The 18,447-nt window shown below is 40.8% G+C and carries 18 protein-coding genes; 8 read left to right on the top strand and 10 right to left on the bottom strand.

Features of this window, described 5'->3' with window-relative positions:
• The first annotated feature begins 77 nt into the window (after window positions 1-77).
• Entirely contained in the window at window positions 78-230 is a 153-nt protein-coding gene (locus tag ACXAD1_RS05580) for a hypothetical protein (protein WP_009331255.1), read from the top strand.
• Between the two features lie 2 nt (window positions 231-232).
• The gene (locus ACXAD1_RS05575; RefSeq protein WP_206835221.1) at window positions 233-418 is read left to right on the top strand and encodes a DUF3813 domain-containing protein; all 186 of its coding nucleotides are present in this window, start codon (window positions 233-235) and stop codon (window positions 416-418) included.
• A 38-nt stretch (window positions 419-456) separates the two neighbouring features.
• On the opposite strand, the gene ACXAD1_RS05570 is transcribed toward ACXAD1_RS05575, so the two are convergent.
• Both ACXAD1_RS05570 and ACXAD1_RS05565 read right to left on the bottom strand, forming a co-directional pair.
• Window positions 457-1,212, bottom strand: coding sequence for a BsuPI-related putative proteinase inhibitor (locus tag ACXAD1_RS05570; protein WP_370224057.1), 756 nt, complete (start codon window positions 1,210-1,212; stop codon window positions 457-459).
• 20 nt (window positions 1,213-1,232) lie between these two features.
• The gene (locus ACXAD1_RS05565) at window positions 1,233-2,063 is read right to left on the bottom strand and encodes a YitT family protein (protein WP_009331258.1); all 831 of its coding nucleotides are present in this window, start codon (window positions 2,061-2,063) and stop codon (window positions 1,233-1,235) included.
• A 127-nt stretch (window positions 2,064-2,190) separates the two neighbouring features.
• Here ACXAD1_RS05565 and ACXAD1_RS05560 point away from each other — a divergent pair, with 127 nt between their 5' ends.
• Both ACXAD1_RS05560 and ACXAD1_RS05555 read left to right on the top strand, forming a co-directional pair.
• Window positions 2,191-3,045: a DegV family protein gene (locus ACXAD1_RS05560; protein ID WP_206835217.1), complete on the top strand. Its 855-nt coding sequence runs from the start codon at window positions 2,191-2,193 to the stop codon at window positions 3,043-3,045.
• 108 nt (window positions 3,046-3,153) lie between these two features.
• A complete protein-coding gene (locus ACXAD1_RS05555; RefSeq protein WP_009331260.1) occupies window positions 3,154-3,285 on the top strand; it encodes a DUF3941 domain-containing protein in 132 nt (43 codons plus the stop codon).
• A gap of 46 nt (window positions 3,286-3,331) precedes the next feature.
• Here ACXAD1_RS05555 and ACXAD1_RS05550 read toward each other — a convergent pair whose 3' ends face one another.
• The gene (locus ACXAD1_RS05550; protein WP_370224061.1) at window positions 3,332-4,195 is read right to left on the bottom strand and encodes a CvfB family protein; all 864 of its coding nucleotides are present in this window, start codon (window positions 4,193-4,195) and stop codon (window positions 3,332-3,334) included.
• A gap of 158 nt (window positions 4,196-4,353) precedes the next feature.
• Here ACXAD1_RS05550 and ACXAD1_RS05545 point away from each other — a divergent pair, with 158 nt between their 5' ends.
• Window positions 4,354-4,845, top strand: coding sequence for a YajQ family cyclic di-GMP-binding protein (locus ACXAD1_RS05545; protein ID WP_159866208.1), 492 nt, complete (start codon window positions 4,354-4,356; stop codon window positions 4,843-4,845).
• A gap of 59 nt (window positions 4,846-4,904) precedes the next feature.
• On the opposite strand, the gene ACXAD1_RS05540 is transcribed toward ACXAD1_RS05545, so the two are convergent.
• A complete protein-coding gene (locus ACXAD1_RS05540) occupies window positions 4,905-5,408 on the bottom strand; it encodes a GNAT family N-acetyltransferase (protein WP_206835213.1) in 504 nt (167 codons plus the stop codon).
• A 120-nt stretch (window positions 5,409-5,528) separates the two neighbouring features.
• Between ACXAD1_RS05540 and ACXAD1_RS05535 the strand changes: the two genes are divergently transcribed.
• Window positions 5,529-6,398, top strand: coding sequence for an SDR family oxidoreductase (locus ACXAD1_RS05535; protein WP_206835211.1), 870 nt, complete (start codon window positions 5,529-5,531; stop codon window positions 6,396-6,398).
• Between the two features lie 43 nt (window positions 6,399-6,441).
• Here the strand turns inward: ACXAD1_RS05535 and ACXAD1_RS05530 are convergent, their stop codons facing one another.
• From ACXAD1_RS05530 to ACXAD1_RS05510, 5 genes are all read right to left on the bottom strand, one after another.
• Window positions 6,442-7,488: a LacI family DNA-binding transcriptional regulator gene (locus tag ACXAD1_RS05530; protein WP_206835207.1), complete on the bottom strand. Its 1,047-nt coding sequence runs from the start codon at window positions 7,486-7,488 to the stop codon at window positions 6,442-6,444.
• A 120-nt stretch (window positions 7,489-7,608) separates the two neighbouring features.
• Window positions 7,609-9,147, bottom strand: coding sequence for an alpha-amylase family glycosyl hydrolase (locus tag ACXAD1_RS05525; RefSeq protein WP_474909617.1), 1,539 nt, complete (start codon window positions 9,145-9,147; stop codon window positions 7,609-7,611).
• A gap of 90 nt (window positions 9,148-9,237) precedes the next feature.
• Window positions 9,238-10,080, bottom strand: coding sequence for a sugar ABC transporter permease (locus ACXAD1_RS05520; protein WP_206835202.1), 843 nt, complete (start codon window positions 10,078-10,080; stop codon window positions 9,238-9,240).
• 2 nt (window positions 10,081-10,082) lie between these two features.
• Entirely contained in the window at window positions 10,083-11,366 is a 1,284-nt protein-coding gene (locus tag ACXAD1_RS05515) for a carbohydrate ABC transporter permease (protein WP_206835200.1), read from the bottom strand.
• A gap of 200 nt (window positions 11,367-11,566) precedes the next feature.
• Window positions 11,567-12,859: an extracellular solute-binding protein gene (locus tag ACXAD1_RS05510; RefSeq protein ID WP_474909616.1), complete on the bottom strand. Its 1,293-nt coding sequence runs from the start codon at window positions 12,857-12,859 to the stop codon at window positions 11,567-11,569.
• 316 nt (window positions 12,860-13,175) lie between these two features.
• On the opposite strand from ACXAD1_RS05510, the gene ACXAD1_RS05505 reads away from it, so the two are divergent.
• Both ACXAD1_RS05505 and ACXAD1_RS05500 read left to right on the top strand, forming a co-directional pair.
• Window positions 13,176-14,945 carry an alpha-glycosidase gene (locus tag ACXAD1_RS05505; protein ID WP_474909615.1) on the top strand — a complete coding sequence of 590 codons (1,770 nt, stop codon included), beginning with the start codon at window positions 13,176-13,178 and terminating at the stop codon, window positions 14,943-14,945.
• 126 nt (window positions 14,946-15,071) lie between these two features.
• Window positions 15,072-16,421: an MATE family efflux transporter gene (locus ACXAD1_RS05500; protein ID WP_206835193.1), complete on the top strand. Its 1,350-nt coding sequence runs from the start codon at window positions 15,072-15,074 to the stop codon at window positions 16,419-16,421.
• 172 nt (window positions 16,422-16,593) lie between these two features.
• Here the strand turns inward: ACXAD1_RS05500 and asnB are convergent, their stop codons facing one another.
• Window positions 16,594-18,441, bottom strand: a complete 1,848-nt coding sequence (gene asnB / locus ACXAD1_RS05495; protein WP_206835191.1) for an asparagine synthase (glutamine-hydrolyzing) — start codon at window positions 18,439-18,441, stop codon at window positions 16,594-16,596.
• Window positions 18,442-18,447 lie beyond the last annotated feature (6 nt).

Below are 18,447 nucleotides of genomic sequence, written 5' to 3'. Positions count from 1 at the left end.
TAAATCATTCCTATAGAGCATACTAAAGGATGGAGCAGCACAATGCTGCTTTAAACTCTTTCATGGAGGGGATTCGAATGGGTAAACGTAATAAATCAAAACGCTTCGTACAACAGGGTGTTGATACTGTTAGTAAGCATGATGAACGTATCCCGTACCACATGACCTATGCAGAGGCGGAAGCCCAAAAATTAGCTAATGTGAAAGAATCATCCCTCGGAGGAATATAACGATGGGAAACAGACTATTTCAGGAAGCCAGAAAATATGTGGAAATAGCTAAAAATTCTGCAGGCGAAGAAACTGTTTCCCGCGCGAAAAATGCTTTAAGTTCCGCGTTTGCCAATTCCAATGCGGCTGAACAGGCACAGCTGCGGGAGATGCAGCAGGAGCTTGAACAATATTCGCAGAATCGCTAAAAAGAAGCTGGCAGCCTCGATGGCTGCCAGCTTCTTTTTTATCTCCTTTCCAGGATAACAGGAAAGGAATTAATAATATGTCCGTCTTCATGGCTTTTTTCATATAAATGCAAAATCAATGATCCGTTTTCAGGCAGTTTATCAACAGAAATGCTTACTTTTATCTTAAAGTTCTCCCAGTTATTTGAACGTGCTGATACTCCCTTTTCAGGCAGCAGTTCATTATGGCCATCTTCAACTGTATACCATAGCTTTCCGCTTTTTAGACGCCCTTCAATTGATACTGTATAAAAGCCATTCTCTCCAGAGACCTTAACATGGCGAAAGGCAGGATTTTCTCCTGGAATATAGAAAGAGGCTTTTGATTCCGCTTTCGTCTCCATTTCTTTCCCATTTATGTTTGATGCCAAAAGCCTGGCTTTTACAATGTACTCCCCTTCCTTAACTCTTACGCCTTTGTGCCGATAATCCCATTGCTCTTTCCACACCTTAATTTCATCCGGTTTGAGGGCAACAGTCTGTATAGCCTGTAAATACGCTTTCCCTTCTGAAGAGGAATATACCTTTTCGCCCTTTTGATTGAATATATCCACATCGTAAAATTGGGAAGTCCTAAACTCAAAGCTTAGCGGGTAATTGGCAGTATTCCTCAGAACTAATTCCATCTCCATGTTTTCTGTTCCTGCTTGAGGCGTTACTTTAAAATCAAATGGCATTTCCTTTTTAGAAGCTTCAAAACTTTGCAAAGGCATAGTAAAGATAATCAGAGCAGCAGCAGCCAAAAGCCGAAGCATCCTTCATCCCTCCATTCCATTTAATCCCTGCGGAAGAAACCATATACACCAGCGGTTTGGACAATATTCGTAAAAGCATTCGGATCTACTTCTTTTATAATTCTTTCAAGGTCAAATAACTCGTAACGGGTGATGACAATCATCATCATTTCCTTGTTTTCATTTGTAAAAGCCCCCTTTGCAGGAATGGTTGTAATCCCCCTGACAAGATGATCATGGATGGCTTTTTTCATTTCTTCCGATTTTTTCGTTATAATCAACGCTGTCAGTTTCTCATGTCTTGTATGAATGGCATCAATGACCCTGGTTGAGGCATATAGGGTAACAAGAGTGTATAAGGCTTTTTCCCAGCCATACAAAAAGCCGGCAGTTATTATAATAATGGCGTTAAGTGTGAAAAAATATGTACCGACAGGCTTGTCTTTCATTCGGGACAATACCATCGCGATGATATCCATCCCTCCTGTGGAAGCCCCCCATTTTAGTGTTATCCCTACGCCAACAGCCGCAATGACACCTCCAAAAACGGCATTAAGCAAAATATCCTTTGATACATGAATTACCGGTATTATTTCCAGGAAAAAAGACATTAAGAATACGCTGAGAAAACTATAAATGGTAAACGACCTTCCAACCTTTTTCCAGGCTAAAATGGTGACGGGAATATTTAGAATGAAAAGCAGGATCCCTGTTGATCCAAAATCCCCCAGAATGCTTGATAAGAGCTGGGCCACACCTGTAAAACCGCTCGCATATACATTGGCAGGTATCAGAAAAAAATTCATCGCAATCGCGTTCAATATTGCACCAATTAAAACAATAAATACTTTCTTAGTTTCTAACCAAACCATTTTTTACCCCCTGAATTTTCTTATTATTTTCTTTACCCAGTCAGTGTCATTTTCAACACAATTCATTGTTTTTTCTCCTTGATTTCTATAAACTTAATTCATATAGTTTGAAAGCAGGTGAAAGAAAATGTCAGTAAAAATTTTAGCTGACAGTGCGTGTGATCTGCCGCTAAGCTTCTATGAAGAAAATGGCGTCACACTTTTCCCATTAAAGGTTCAACTGAATGATACAGAATATGAAGATTTAGTCACCATAGAACCTAAGGATGTTTATGATGCTATCCGTGATGGCCAGGTGCCTAAAACATCTCAGGTATCCCCTCTACATTTTGAAGAAACGTTCATGAAAATGGCAGAACAAAATGAAGACGGTATTTATGTTTCTTTTTCCTCCGGACTCTCAGGTACATACCAGACCGCTGTAATGATTTTGGAGCAGGTAAAAGAGAAATACCCGGATTTCAAATTATCCATTATCAATTCCAAGGCTGCTTCATTGGGATATGGATTAATCGTGAAGGCAGCTGCTGCCAAAGCACAATCAGGTGCATCCAAGGAAGATATACAGCAAGATATCGAACTTCGCTGCCGGAACCTCGAGAGTTTATTCACTGTAAATGACCTCGAATACCTGGCAAAAGGCGGACGTGTTTCTAAAGCTTCCGCATTTCTAGGCGGACTTTTGAATATTAAACCTCTCCTAACTGTAGAAGATGGCAAACTTGTACCGATTGAGAAACTGCGCGGCAAGAAAAAGCTTCTTCGCCGCATTATTGAGCTGATGAAAGAAAATGGGACTTCGTTTGAGAACCAGACGGTCGGCATCAGCCATGCAGATGATGAAGACACAGCTCTGGAAATGCAAAGATTAATCCTGGAAGAGCTTAAAGCCAAAGAAGTCTATATTACATCCATAGGCTCTGCAATCGGTTCCCATACGGGTCCAGGAACAATTGCGGTTTTCTACCAAAAGCAAATATAAACCTTAAGTGAAGAATACATACTCCATTTCATTCTGACAGACAATATGATTGTACTTCAGTAATATTCTGAAGGATAAACCTCTTAGTATGAAAGGAGTATTATTATTATGCCGCATACTTCCGATAATGATAAAAAAGCGAAAGACAATAATGCGCTTCTTCACGAAAAAAATATGATGCGCGAGAAAAACCGCAAGGCCGGGAAAAACCAATATTCTAAAAAGACAGACCATCTATAATAATAAAACGGGCAAGCATTGGCTTGTCCGTTTTTTAGATTGTAAATTAGTCTTTCTTTATATATGTCCATCCATCTTCCTGATAAACCTTGCCTTCCTTCATAAGCCTTCCCAGAGCCCTTTTAAAAGAAGCTTTGCTTAGCTGAAAACGCTCCTGTATATCTTCTGGCGCGCTTTTATCTCCGAAAGGCATCGCACCATTGCGGCTTTCAAGATATGATAGGATTTTTTCGGAATCATCGTCCAGTGCCTCATGTTTTCTGGGAGCAAGAGAAACATTCACTGTTCCGTCCTCTTTCACATCTACAATTCTCCCATCAACTTTTTCGCCAAGACGGGGCTCCCTTTTGCGCTGGGATTCATGGATAAAGCCTTTAAAGCCTTCAGCTGTATAAATCCAGCTCCCAACCTTTGCGGTTCTATATATATGTCCGTGAATATTCTTATTAAAATCACTTTTGGCTGCCTTAATTGAAATATCTGTAATGACAGGATCAGTAGCCATTTTTACATAAATTCTGTTATTCTTATTCACCCGGAGTGTAATGTACAGCCTATCCCCTTCAATCGGCCATACAGCTTCATGTACAGGCAAATCTTCCTCCCCCAGGAGCATATCCTTCTGAATGCCAATGTTAATGAATACACCGATGCCGGGCTTTACATCACTTACATGTGCCCATCCATATGTACCAACCTGAACCTCGGGAATCACAGTTGTTGCTGCAATTCTTCCCTGTGAGTCCATATAAAGAAAAGCCTCAACTTCCTGTCCTTCTTCCAGCTTTTCATCCGTCTCATTCTGATGAAGAAGAACATCTTCCTCTCCATCCGTCAAAAAATAGCCAAATGCCGCTTCCCTTGAAACAATCAGTTTAGCAGCACGGCCTAAATTCTCTTCTAAAGCCATCCCTTTTCCTCCTTCTTGGTTTCCAGTAAACAAATATTCATTATATTAAATCTTTCCCAATTAAGATCACATAACTCCTAAAGTTGTTTGAACTGCTATATTTTACTATAATAAGGACAAGAAGTGAAACTTAAATTGTTATCTCCAAGGAGGCTGTCATGTCTAAAGAAAGCTCATTTGATATTGTATCCAAAGTTGACTTTTCTGAAGTAACCAATGCCATTAATATTGCCATGAAGGAAATCTCCACCCGCTATGACTTTAAAGGCAGCAAAAGTGATATAAAGCTGGATAAAGAAGAGCTCGTGCTTCTATCTGATGACGAATTTAAATTGGAACAGCTTAAAGATGTTTTATTGGGTAAACTGATAAAAAGGGGCATTCCTGTAAAAAATCTTGATTACAGCAAAATTGAAGGGGCATCAGGCGGAACAGTACGCCAAAGAGCAAAGCTTGTTCAGGGAATTGATAAAGAAAATGCAAAGAAGATTAATACCCTTATTAAAAACAGCGGTTTAAAGGTGAAGAGCCAGGTTCAGGATGATCAGGTCCGTGTAACTGGCAAAAACCGAGATGACCTGCAGAAGATTATTGCAGCTGTTAAAGAGGCTGATTTGACTGTAGATGTTCAATTCGTAAACTATCGGTAAGTTTAAGCAAACGGAGAAAATCCGTTTGCTTTTTTTGAATTCAGGAAGTTTGCTAAATATTATTTCAAAAATTTATACATTAATAATTCATCTGCATAAGACCCATCATTTCTTTTAATATGTTTAATTTTGCGTCCTTCCTCCTGAAATCCAAATCGCTTGTACATATGAATCGCTCTTTGGTTATAAGCAAAGACTTCCAGGCATACTTTTTCCAGACCCGGTTCCTCTTGCGCCCACTTCAGAAATTGCTCCATCATTTTGCTTCCCAGTCCCTGATTACAATGCTTCTCCTGTATTGTGATCCCGAAATAGCCCAGATGCTTCACCTTTTTGCTTTTTGACCGCCGAAAGTTCAGCATTCCAATTACTTCATTGTCAACTTCCGCTAATAAAATTAGATCCCCATTTCTTATGCTCTGTTCAATCCACGCTTCCTCTTCTTCAATTGTTAAATTAAATTCCTCCGCTTCGGTCATTAAAAAATCACTTTCCCCAAAAGCCTTCCGGCAATGCGCCAAAATGGCTTCTGCATCACATTTTTCAGCTGATCGAATCTGCAATTCCAGTTCCCCCACTCTTTTTTTAAATCTATTATATGAAGCTATGCAAATAATTTCCATGTTTTTTTACCATAATAAAATGGAATTAAAAGAGTATTAATGATTTGGAGGGATTTCGTAATGTCTAATACTCAAAACAATCCACAGGAATTTCCGCCTCAGCATCAGGAACATCAGCCCGGCACAGAGGCACCAATGCAGCCTGAGCCCCAAACGGTTGATCCAAATTATAAAGGGTCCCATAAATTAAAAGGAAAAGTTGTTTTAATAACAGGTGGAGACAGCGGCATCGGAAAATCAGCCGCCATTTATTTTGCTAAAGAAGGAGCAAGCGTGGCAATTGTCTATCTGGAAGAACATGAAGACGCAGAAAAGACTAAAGAGGCCATTCAGGCTGAGGGACAGGACTGTCTGCTGATCTCCGGTGATATCGGAAGTGAAACATTCTGCAAGGATGCTGTCAGGAAAACACTTGATAAATTTGGTAAAATTGATGTACTTGTTAATAATGCTGCAGAGCAGCATCCTCAAAAAAGCCTGCTTGATATCACTGCTGAACAGCTTGAAAAAACATTCAGAACAAACATCTTTTCATTCTTCCACCTGACAAAAGCAGTTCTTCCTCACCTTAAAAAAGGAAGCTCAATTATCAATACTGCTTCCATAACAGCTTATGAAGGAAACGAGCAGCTAATCGACTATTCTTCAACAAAAGGTGCGATTGTCTCCTTTACACGCTCATTGGCCAAATCGCTGGCTGGACAGGGAATTCGCGTAAATGGAGTTGCTCCTGGACCCATTTGGACACCGCTTATTCCGTCTACATTCACCGCGGATAAGGTATCAAAATTTGGATCAAATACCCCAATAGGCAGAGCAGGACAGCCATATGAATTGGCTCCGGCCTATGTCTATCTTGCCAGTGATGATTCATCTTATGTGAGCGGCCAGATGATCCATGTCAATGGCGGTACTATTGTAAACGGATAAACAGACAAATCGAAAGGGAAGCCCGCCCCAGGCTTCCCTTTTTTTATGACACAATCTGTGGTTCTTCAGTATTCGGACTGCTGCATGAACAGCGTTTTACAATTTTATGGGGAATAATAATTCGCTTTACAGGCTCCCGCGGGTTTTCAATTCTGTATATGAGGCTTCGTGCAGATTCAAACCCCAGATCGAATATATTAATATCGACAGAAGTTAGGGGAGGCCTGGACATTTCAGCCAAAAGCACATTATTAAAGCTGATGATAGACATATCTTCAGGAACTCTTATACCCAATTCATCCAACGTATTCAGGACACCCAATGCCATTAAGTCGTCGGCAACCACTAGGGCAGTTGGTGGTTTTTTCAGGGAATTGAGTCCTCTGACAGCTTCCTGGCCTCCTTCTTTTAAGAATTCCTCATGAACAATATATTCATTTACCAGCTCAATGCCAGCATCCCTTAATGCTTTTTCATAGCCAAGCAGCCGTTCAACTGTAACGGTTAGATTCAAGTTCCCCCCGACAAACGCAATGTGCTTATGGCCAAGCTTAATCAAGTACTCCGTTACTTCTTTGGCTGCACGGAAATTATTATTATCTACGTAAGTAATTTCTTCTTCGTCTGAAAAAGGCTTGCCTATAACAACAAAAGGGAAATCTCTTTCCTTTAAGAAGGCCAGAACTTTATCCTCCACTTTTGAATATAGCAAAATCACTCCATCTACCCGGCCGCCCTGTACCATCTGGACAACACCTTCATAAATCTCATCATCCGTTTTCCCTGTTGTCATATGGAGGGCATAATGCCTTTCATGAGCTCCCTCGCTCAGACCCCTAAGGACAGTTGGAAAGAAGGGGTTCTGAAATACAACATCCGTAGAACTGGGCATTATCAGCCCAATTGCACGGGTAGACTGGCTTGCAAGGCTGCGGGCAATAAAATTCGGATGGTATCCTAATTGCTCCATTGCCTCCCTGACTTTTTGCTTGGTTTTCTCGCTGATGCGAGGATTGTTGGCAATTACCCTTGAAACAGTAGAAGGCGCAACTTTTGCCATCTTTGCTACATCTTTAATTGTGACTGCCAATAGAATCACCCTCTCCGTGAGGTCTCTGTTATTAATATTATAATCAAAACAGGTTTGATTTTCTTTCCTTTTTTAAACAGTTAACAGGAATAGGAAGAAGGGGAGGCTCTAATGCCAAAATTACTCGGATTTCTTCTTTTTTGACCGCTTCCATAATAGATAGATAAAAATCATAAAAGCAGAATAAACTGCTGCGAGAGCTGCAATCAGCGGAATATTCAATCCTGATTTTTCTGCCAGAACATATACTTCAGCCTCTTCCCGGTCAATGATTAACTCATATTTACCGTCTTTTTCTCGGATGAGATCATCAGCAATCATGCCGCGAAGCTCTTTTCCTGCTTTTAATTGAGTGGAATCAAGTACCGCTTTCTGTGACTTTGTTGAATTATTGATCGCTATAACCGATGTTTCATCTTCGTAAGTCCGCTTATAAACGGCAAAACCGTCCTTTTCCTCCAGCAGTTCCATGTCGCCCCTTGTTAAAGATGGCAGCAATTGCCTAACTTCCCCAAGTTTTGCGATATAATCAATCAGTTCTTTATCTGTTCGGAAATCCATTTGCCTGCGGTTATCAGGGTCCTCACCCCCATCCATAGCTATTTCACTTCCATAATAGACAATGGGAATCCCAGGTGTGGTATACATGTATGTTAAGGCAAGTTTCCATCTTGGGCCCGGATGATGATTTTTTGTGATAGCATCCCTGGTGAACCTGACAGTATCATGATTATCCATGAAGCTTCCCATTAGATAGGGATTTTCATAAAATGCCTTATTTTGGTCCCAGCTTGCAAAAAGCCAGCTTAACGACTTGCCAGGCTCTGCAAAGGCAGTTCTTAAATGATCATTTAAAGGATAATCAACAAAGCCGTCAATCCCTGTTTTTTCATATTCAGCAATATATTTTGGATCATCCGACCACACTTCCCCAAGCAAATAAAAGTCTTCTTTTACTGACTTTACATTTTTGGCGAAATCAATCCAGAATGATTTTGGAACATGCTTGACAGTATCAAGTCTATATCCATCAATATCCGTTTCTTCGATCCACCACTTTGCTGCATCAATTAAATAATTTTGCACCTCTGGATTTTCCTGCTTCAAATCAGGGAGTCCATAAATCCAGCCATTTTCAATCTCAGATTGATTCGTCCAGTTCATGATATCTTGTTTTTCATGGAACCAATCCTTTTTCCCGGGGTCATTAACCCATTCGTGATTGGAGCTCACATGGTTTACTACGAAGTCCAAAATCACTTTCATATCTCTTTTGTGAGCTTCCTGGACTAACTGTTTGAACTCATCCATTGTGCCAAAGTGTTCTTCCGTGTTATAAAAATCTTTAACCCAGTAACCGTGATAGCCCTTCTCTTCATTATCGAAAACGGGAGTCAGCCAAATTGCTGTAAACCCCATATCTTTAATATAATCCAGGCGTTCTGTAATCCCCTTAAAATCTCCGCCATGATAAGCTTTGGGGTCCTGAACCTCGACTTTAAAGTCATTGTTTGGATCTCCATTGCTAAATCGGTCAACCATTAAAAAATAAAATGTTTCATCTTGCCATTTACGCTCTTCTTTTTCAGCTGCTCCTGCCGGCAGGGCATAAAAAAGAAGAAACGGGATTAAGATGAAGGTTATGATTCCTTTTTTCATCGCCGCTCCTCCTTCATTTTTCAAGCCGCTGAGAGACCTGCAATCCAGTTCGCAGACTGCAGCGGCCAGTAAAGTTTCAGCCCTTTAAGATTAGCCTTTTGTTCCCCCTGCCGTCAAACCAGATACAAAGTATTTTTGGAACATAAGGAACAGTGCAGCAATCGGAATCGCAATTAAAACAGAGCCAGCTGCAAATTTTGTGAATTCATTTCCAAATTGCTTCGCCACCATTTCATACAAACCTACAGCCATTGTGAACTTTTCATCTGTTCTTAATAAAATTCTGGCAAGGATGAAATCCCCAAAAGGAGCAATGAAAGAAAATAGGGCAACTACCGCAACAATTGGTTTTGCGAGCGGCATAACAATTTGCCAGAAGACACGCAGATGGCTCGCACCATCCATTTTCGCAGATTCATCAAGTTCTTTAGGAATCGTATCGAGATAGCCCTTCATCAGCCAAGTATTCATTGGAATCTGTCCGCCGACATACACAAGGATCAATCCAAGATGAGTATCAATTAAACCAGTTCTTGTCGCTAATACAAAAATGGCAATCAGTGCTGCAAAGTTAGGTATCATTTGCAGTATCAGGAAAGTTAATAATCCATTTTTCCTTCCGATAAAGCGGTAACGGGAAAATGAGTACGCAGTGAAGGACACTGTAATAACGGTTAAAATCATGGTCAGTGTACTTATTTTCAAAGAATTCCAGTACCATTTAACATAATTGGACTTATCTGAATCAAAAAGATATTTGTAATGATCTAAGGTCGGATTTTCAGGAAACATTGTGGATCCCGACAAACTTTGGCCTGGGTTTAAGGAAGAACCCACTACCCACAAAAGCGGATAAATCACTATAAAGCTCATTAAGGCAATGATTGCATATGAAAAAGTCAGCCGGATTATTTTATTTTTCTTCATGCTCATAGCTACATCAAATCCTCTTCTTGGAATGATTTTGTTCTTCTAAACTGCCATAGAGCTACAGTGATGACGATGAGTGACAGAATCATGGTTACCGCTGCTGCTTTGCCGTATTGGGCAGAAGTCATTGTCAGTTTATAAATCCAGGATATAAGAATATCCGAACCGCCGGCGTTTTGGCCTGGAATGGCCGGTCCACCGCCATTGAACAAGAAGATTACATTAAAGTTGTTGAAGTTGAATGTATACTGAGTAATGATAATGGGTGCCGTTGCAAAAAGAACCAGCGGCAGAGTGATCTTTGAAAATTTCTGCAAAATTGTTGCACCATCAACTGTTGCAGCTTCATAAAGCTCATCCGGAATTGACTGCAGCACACCTGTTGTCATGGCAAAAATGAATGGGAAGCCAAGCCATGACTGAATAAAAATCAAGGCTAAACGTGTCCAGTTTTCCTCTGTCATCCATGGAATGGGACCGATGCCAATCGCATCCAGTATCGTTTTATTAATTACACCGAAAGTCTCATTAAACATGCCTGAGAAAATCAGGATTGATATAAATGCAGGAACTGCCCAAGGAAGAATGAAGATTGTTCGGATAATCGCTTTTCCTTTAAGATCCTTCTGGTTAACGAGAATTGCCAGGAAAATACCCAGAGCCACCTGCAAAGTGGTAGCTACGAATGTCCACACTATTGTCCAGCCCATTACGCCAAAGAAGGTTTTTCTCCATAAATCCAGCTTAAAGATATCGATAAAATTTTGTATGCCAACCCAATCTACCAGTTTTGCAGGCGGAGAATGATATAGATCATAGTTTGTAAATGCAAGAAGAACTACGAATAAGATAGGAAAAATAACTACGAAAACTAAGAGAAAAAATCCCGGTGATATCATTAAGTATGGAAAACCATTATCAAGGAGATTGTGGTACTGTTCTCTGACACTGTTTAATTTCAGCCCCAAATCACGCTTTTTTCCATTATTATATGCGTCATAAATATTGAATGCATATATGATAAGTCCCAAAGCTGTTACAATCAGTGCAATAATTCCATCGATCAGGAGAAAAATCGAGTGGTCCAGAACTGGAATTTCCCCCAGTGTAATAAGTCCCCAGAATCCCCAATTCAGTGTGTCATAGAATGCTGCAAAGAACGAAACCGTAAGAATTAAGAATATGGCACCTTTTACGAACTGTTTATTATAAAACTGTCCAAATCCAGGCAGGATGGATAATAGAGCAGCATTTCTTCCATAATTGGATGTCATTTTTTCTGTGTCCATATGGCTTGGCCTCCCCTTTCTTTATAGGAGAAAGTATTTTCTATTAGTATAATTCATTTCCAAGATAATAGCGGCTGTTTTTTGTGCAAGCGGTTGCTTTTAAGAAGAACAGGAAAGCGGCTTCTGGCCGCTTTTATTTTCTTTCTATAAAAATGATGGGCAATACCTCCCGGGAGGTACCGCCCTTTGTCTGTCAAGCTTTACTTGGCAGGATGATTTGTTTCGATGTTTGTTTTAATGGTTTTTACTGCATCATCAAGTGCTGCTTTTGGCTCCGCTTTCCCTGTTGCAATTGTTTGAAGTGCGGAGGCCATTGGTCCCCAAACTTCAGCCATTTCAGGAATGTTTGGCATTGGAACAGCATATTGAGATTGCTCAGCAACTGCTTTTGCAGCTTCATTGTCTGCAATTACAGGGTCTTCAATAAGAGATTTTACAGGAGGGATTTCCTGAGTTGTCTCAAAACGGATTTTTGAGTTTTCTTCATTTGTTATATGCTCAACAAATTTTGTTGCCCAATAAGGATTTTTAGTGAATGCAGTTACATGCCAGCCTTTAACACCCATGAATGTTTTAACAGGCTCACCGTTTGGAAGCTTTGGCATTACAGAAACGCCAACCTCAATTCCTGCATCCTTCATACCTTGAAGTGCCCATGGACCATTCATAACAGAAGCAGCTTTTCCTTCATTGAATAGGCCATCCATTGCTGCTCCACCGCTTTCCCCGATGATTCCTTTAGGGAATAAGCCTTCACCGTACCATTTTTGAATGAACTCAGCACCTTCAACAGCGCCTTCGTTGTTTAAGCCTACATCTTCACGGTCTAATGCACCGTCATTTTCCTTGAAAACATATCCGCCCATGCCAGCAATAGGTCCGTGTGCGAAATAGAAATTGTCGAATAGAGCCAGGAATCCATACTGTCCGCCAGTCGTCAATTTTTTAGCTTGAGTATAAAGCTCTTCCATTGTTTCAGGAGCTTTTTCCATTAATGCTTTATTATAGATGAAAACTGGTGTTTCAGTTGCTTTTGGAAGACCATAGAGTTTTCCGTCAAACATTTGAGCAGTGATGGATGATTCTGTGAAAGTATCAAGAACGCTGTCTTCTACTTTGATTTCCTGAAGAAGACCTTCAGTTACAACCTGGCCAATTTGGTCATGAGGAAGTGTAACAACGTCAGGTGCATTTCCGGCAGGTCCATCAAGTCTTAATTGGTCACGGATCTTATCTGCCATGCCCAACTCTTTAAATTCAACTTTAATTCCATACTCTTTTTCAAAAGACTCAATGGCAGGCTTTAAAGCTACGCCTTTATCTGTGTCTTCCCAAACTACTAATTTTTCAGGTTTTGGCTCTTCAGCCTGGTTTTCGCCTGTGCCGTTATCTTTATCTGTGTTTTCCGGCTGTGCCTCACGCTGAGGACCGCAAGCTGCCAGCATTCCGATCACCAATACCAGCATCATAAAGAAAGATAGTGACTTTTTCATGATATTGCCCCCTTTAAATAGATCTGTTGATTAATGTAAACGTACAACCGTTTGCACAAAATTGTAAACGCTTTAATCTATTTCTAAAAAAATGAGCGTTCACTTAAACTATTATCCAATGAAACCGCTTAATGAAAACGATTGCACAATTTCTAATTTTTATTATACAAGGTTTTTGGGCTTTTACAACTACTTTTTTCTAAATATTTTTAAGCGAAAATAAATTTTAAAAGATTGATCCTCATTTCTCTTCTATATTTTCATTTCTTTCATATGGTATAATGCAAGCGATTGCACTTTTGAAAGGGGAATTTCAATGGAAAAGGCAGCTATCATACATTACCCAGCTGATCATTATGTTTATCCTATCAACAAGAAAACCTTACATATTAGACTGCAAACAAAGAAAGATGATGTTTCTGAAGTCACATTAATACACGGTGACCAATACCTGTGGGCGGATGGAAAATGGCAGTATGAAAATACTGATATGAAGAAATCCGGCTCTGATGGCATTCATGATTATTGGCATGCCTATATTGACCCGCCATTTAGAAGATCAAGATACGGCTTTCGATTAAAATCTGGTGAAGAAGAATTAATTTTGACTGAAAAAGGTTTTTACGAGGAGGCTCCTTCTGATTCAGGTTATTATTTCAACTTTCCTTATCTCCATCATGAAGAAGTATTTAAAGCTCCTGCCTGGGTGAAGGATACGGTCTGGTATCAGATTTTCCCGGAAAGATTTGCTAACGGAAATCCCGGCAATGACCCCGAAGGAGTACTTCCCTGGGGCAGTGAAAAGCCTTCTCAGGATAACTTTTTTGGCGGGGATTTCGAAGGTGTCATTGAACATCTGGATTATCTTCAGGAGCTTGGCATTACCGGCATCTATTTCACGCCTGTTTTTAAGGCATTTTCCAACCATAAATATGATACAATAGATTATCAGGAAATTGATCCCCAGTTCGGTTCAAAGGATACATTAAAAAGACTGGTTGAAGAATGCCATAAGCGGGATATTAGAGTGATGCTCGATGCCGTTTTTAACCATAGCGGATACTTCTTTCCTCCTTTTCAGGATGTGCTTAAGAATGGAGAAAAATCACAATATAAAGATTGGTATCATCCGCATAGTTTCCCGCTAAAAGGCGGGGAGTACCCTAATTATGAGACCTTCGCTTTTGTTGAGCAGATGCCAAAGCTGAATACAAATAATCCCGAGGTAAAAAAATATTTGCTCAAAGTGGCCAGTTATTGGATTGAAGAGTTTGATATTGATGGCTGGCGGCTGGATGTGGCCAATGAAGTTGACCATCAGTTCTGGCGTGAATTCAGGCAGACTGTTAAACGAATTAAACCTGATATCTATATATTAGGGGAAATCTGGCACAATTCCATGCCCTGGCTGCGCGGAGACCAGTTCGATGCTGTCATGAACTATCCTTTTACCACCAACTTGCTTAATTTAATTGCAAAAAAATCCATTACCGGAACTGAATTCGCCAATAATATGACCGCTGAAATCCACAGTTATCCAGCCAATGTCTATGAAGCTGCATTCAATCTGGTTGGAAGCCATGATACACCCAGAATTTTAACGGAATGTGAAGATGATAAAGACAGGGTAAAACTTATTTATACACTTTTATTTACCTTTATGGGTTCACCATGCCTATATTATGGAGATGAAATTGGGCTCAGCGGTGAAATGGATCCAGGCTGCAGAAAATGCATGGAATGGGATGAGGAAAAACAGGATCGAGATTTGCATTTTCATATTCAGAAGCTTATTAGGCTGCGGAAAGAAGAAAAGCTGCTGGCAAATGAAGGCCATTTTGAATTTATTCAAACAGATTCTAAGATAGTTGCCTACCGCAAATATGATGATTTTAAAACAATCATTGTGCTCGCCAATCCTGCGGATGAAAGTACGGAAGTTACTTTGCCTTACCCGCTGAAGGGTGTAAAGATTACGAATATGCTTACAGACGAAGAATTTGCAGCAGAAGCGGAGAACCTTAAAGTTCAGCTTGATGGATGGGGGTTTGAAATCCTGTCCTTTCCCGCCAGCTTCAATAAATAGGAAACCTGATTGAACTAAGGAAAGTTCTTAAGGGCAAGACCTTAAGGCTTTTCTTTTTTCGTTTTTAAATTGTCGTCGGCCCCTCCTATTTACATGAAAATTTACCTGCAAACAGGGAGAATATCCATGACTAAAAACCAGAAAAAATTGACATTATTTGCATTAACCTGGCCGATCTTTATAGAAATATTGCTTCACATGCTTATGGGGAATGCTGACACGCTTATGCTCTCGCAATATTCGGATGAATCCGTAGCTGCAGTCGGTGTGTCAAATCAGATCCTTTCGCTCGTGATCGTCATGTTTGGATTTGTTGCAACTGGGACCTCCATCCTTATCGCTCAAAATTTAGGCGCAAAAAATAATAAAACAGCTGCTGAAATTTCAATTGTCTCCTTAGGGGCAAACCTTGTATTTGGAATCATCTTAAGTATCCTTCTATTCGCATCAGGCAAACCTCTGCTTCGGTTGATGGATTTGCCGGAGGAACTTTTAAGCCAGGCAAACGCCTACTTGGTCATCGTTGGCGGCTTTTCCTTTGTCCAGGCATTGATTATGACAATTGGATCCATCATCAGAAGTTATGGATTTACCAGAGATGTTATGTACATTACCATAGGCATGAACATTTTAAATGTAATAGGCAATTATTTATTCATTTTTGGCCCATTCGGTTTTCCTGTATTGGGTGTAGAAGGAGTGGCCATCTCAACTGTCGTCAGCAGATTGATCGGATTTGCTGCTGCTGTTGCCGTCCTGCTTAGAAGAACAGAAAAAGCACTTCCGTTCCGCTTACTTTTCCGCTTCCCAAAGGAACATATCAAAAATCTTTTAAGAATCGGTATCCCTTCAGCAGGAGAACATTTATCCTATAATGGGTCACAGATGGTCATTACCATTTTCATCGCTGCTCTGGGTACAGAAGCTCTGACTGCAAAAGTTTATGCTCAAAATATAATGATGTTCATTTTCCTTTTCAGTGTCGCCATCAGCCAGGGCACTCAAATCCTGATAGGCCATATGGTAGGTGGAAAGGATTATGAGGCCGCCTATAAGAGGTGCATGAAAAGCCTGCGCCTTGCCATTATAATTTCGTTCGGAACTGCCGTTCTTTTCTCCTTGTTCTCAAAAGAATTGATGGGCATATTCACTTCTAATCCTGACATCATAAAGGTTGGAAGTGTACTCATTCTTTTGACCATCCTCCTGGAGCCAGGCAGATCGTTTAATTTGGTCGTCATTAACTCCCTCCGTGCAGCCGGCGATGTAAAATTCCCCGTTTATATGGGGATCTTGTCCATGTGGGGCGTAAGCGTCACCCTTTCCTATGTTCTTGGAATTCATTTTGGACTGGGACTTGCCGGTATTTGGATCGCCTTTATTGCCGATGAATGGCTTAGAGGATTGCTCATGTTATGGCGCTGGAAATCCAGAGTCTGGGTTAACAAGTCTTTCGTGTCTTCAAAAGCTGTTTAAATAAGAAAAGCGGAAGTGCCTTGCTCACGAAGGTACGCAGACTAAGAACGCCACGTCCTCCCAAAAGCTGCCTCTTTTGGTCGTGCGTGTATCGCTTCCGCTATTTTCCTTGTCATGTGGCAGCCTGTTTGACCCCATAAAAACAGCGGCAGTAAAGACTGCCGCTGTTTTTTCATTCTGCAATATTTATATTATAGTCTTTAAACCAAATATGAATCTGTGCAAGGTGTGCTAACAGCTGAGGTCCAGTCATGAGCTGACCAAACCATGGTTTCTGGAATGAGTCACCGCCCGATTCAATTATATTCTTCAACTGCCTGTAATCAAAGAATTCATACAGAGCGGATGACCGGTCTTCCAAGTATCCCGTGAGTATCTTTTGGACTGTACCCGTATATTCCGGATTATGCGTTTTAGGGTACGGGCTTTTCTTTCTGTATAAAACTTCATTCGGCAGGATGCCTTCGAGTGCTTTGCGCAGGATTCCTTTTTCGCGGTTTCCATGCATTTTGATCTCCCAAGGAATATTCCATACATATTCCACCAGGCGATGGTCGGCAAAAGGCACCCGGACTTCAAGGCTCGCCCCCATACTCATTCTGTCTTTACGGTCCAATAGGGTTGTCATAAAGTAAGTCATATTAATATAGAAAAGTTCTCTCCTGCTTGCGTCTTCCTTGCTCTCCCCGTCTAAGACAGGGGTTTCAGAGATTGCCTGAAGATATTTCTCCATGGCATAGTCATGAATATTTAGTTTCTTACTCCAATCTTCTTTCAATAGTCCCTGTCTGGCTTCGAGAGACCTCATCCATGGGAAGCCCTTTCGCTTTAAGTCTTCCTCTCTGTGAAACCATGGATAGCCGCCAAATATTTCATCCGCGCATTCCCCTGATAAGCTTACAACAAAATCCTTTTTTATTTCCCTGCAAAACCATAGCAGGGAAGAATCGATATCAGCCATGCCAGGAAGATCCCTTACATGCACGGATTCGATTAAATCCTCTGCCAGCTGCTGCTGGGTGATTATACAGCTGTTATGTTTCGTTTTAAAGGTATCGGACATCTTTTGGATAAATGCTCCATCTGAATTTGGCTGAAACTCATTAGCCTTGAAAAACTCCTCATTCCCCTCATAATCTATCGAATAAGTGTTCAATTGACCCTTTCCATCTCTTTCGTAAGCTTTTGCCGCAATGGCTGTGATGGCACTCGAATCCACACCGCCGGATAGGAACGTGCATAACGGGACATCCGAGACCAGCTGCCTTGTTACAGCATCCGTAAATAATTCTCTGACTCGTTCAGCAGTTTCCTCTACATTATCCTCATGATGCACACTTTTCACATTCCAATAACGCCATACCTTCAGTCCATTTCTTGAAAACGTCAGCGCATGTGCAGGTCTTAATTCGTCAATGCCTTTGAAAACTCCTGAACCCGGGGATCTTGATGGCCCCAGTCCAAAGACTTCTGCCAGGCCATCCCTGCCGATTTCAGCTTTAACATCAGGATGGGCCAAAATAGCCTTCAATTCAGATCCGAATATAATGCCCTGCTTCGTTTCTCTGTAAAATAAAGGTTTAACCCCTAAACGGTCCCTGCCTATAAATAATTGTTCTTTCTCCTCATCCCATACAGCAAATGCATAGATGCCATTCAAATATTGAAGGCAATTTTCTCCCCATTCGATATAAGAAGTCAGCAAAACCTCAGTGTCAGAATGGCCATCAAACGAATATCCTTTTATAAGGAGTTCTTTACGGAGATCCTCCGTATTATAAAGCTCTCCATTATAGCAAATAGTATAGCGGTTTTGATGTTTTTTCCTAGTCATTGGCTGTTTTCCGCCTGCCGGGTCTACAACGATTAACCTTTTATGGCCGAATCCAGCATGCACATCTGTCCATATGTTTGTTTCATCTGGACCCCGCTTTGCCAGCGTATCCGCCATTTTGCCAATTGCTGCCGTTTCTTTTCTCAAATCCTTTTGGAAATCAATCCAGCCGGTTATTCCACACACTTTACA

The organism is Cytobacillus sp. ABV4_503, from assembly GCF_056158445.1.
This window is presented reverse-complemented; position numbering and strand designations above follow the sequence as displayed.

Bases quoted from the DNA above. Each gene is read 5' to 3' on its own strand.
- ACXAD1_RS05580 (WP_009331255.1), top strand. From the start codon at position 78: ATGGGTAAACGTAATAAATCAAAACGCTTCGTACAACAGGGTGTTGAT.
- ACXAD1_RS05575 (WP_206835221.1), top strand. From the start codon at position 233: ATGGGAAACAGACTATTTCAGGAAGCCAGAAAATATGTGGAAATAGCT.
- ACXAD1_RS05570 (WP_370224057.1), bottom strand. From the start codon at position 1,212: ATGCTTCGGCTTTTGGCTGCTGCTGCTCTGATTATCTTTACTATGCCT.
- ACXAD1_RS05565 (WP_009331258.1), bottom strand. From the start codon at position 2,063: ATGGTTTGGTTAGAAACTAAGAAAGTATTTATTGTTTTAATTGGTGCA.
- ACXAD1_RS05560 (WP_206835217.1), top strand. From the start codon at position 2,191: ATGTCAGTAAAAATTTTAGCTGACAGTGCGTGTGATCTGCCGCTAAGC.
- ACXAD1_RS05555 (WP_009331260.1), top strand. From the start codon at position 3,154: ATGCCGCATACTTCCGATAATGATAAAAAAGCGAAAGACAATAATGCG.
- ACXAD1_RS05550 (WP_370224061.1), bottom strand. From the start codon at position 4,195: ATGGCTTTAGAAGAGAATTTAGGCCGTGCTGCTAAACTGATTGTTTCA.
- ACXAD1_RS05545 (WP_159866208.1), top strand. From the start codon at position 4,354: ATGTCTAAAGAAAGCTCATTTGATATTGTATCCAAAGTTGACTTTTCT.
- ACXAD1_RS05535 (WP_206835211.1), top strand. From the start codon at position 5,529: ATGTCTAATACTCAAAACAATCCACAGGAATTTCCGCCTCAGCATCAG.
- ACXAD1_RS05525 (WP_474909617.1), bottom strand. From the start codon at position 9,147: ATGAAAAAAGGAATCATAACCTTCATCTTAATCCCGTTTCTTCTTTTT.
- ACXAD1_RS05520 (WP_206835202.1), bottom strand. From the start codon at position 10,080: ATGAGCATGAAGAAAAATAAAATAATCCGGCTGACTTTTTCATATGCA.
- ACXAD1_RS05515 (WP_206835200.1), bottom strand. From the start codon at position 11,366: ATGGACACAGAAAAAATGACATCCAATTATGGAAGAAATGCTGCTCTA.
- ACXAD1_RS05510 (WP_474909616.1), bottom strand. From the start codon at position 12,859: ATGAAAAAGTCACTATCTTTCTTTATGATGCTGGTATTGGTGATCGGA.
- ACXAD1_RS05505 (WP_474909615.1), top strand. From the start codon at position 13,176: ATGGAAAAGGCAGCTATCATACATTACCCAGCTGATCATTATGTTTAT.
- ACXAD1_RS05500 (WP_206835193.1), top strand. From the start codon at position 15,072: ATGACTAAAAACCAGAAAAAATTGACATTATTTGCATTAACCTGGCCG.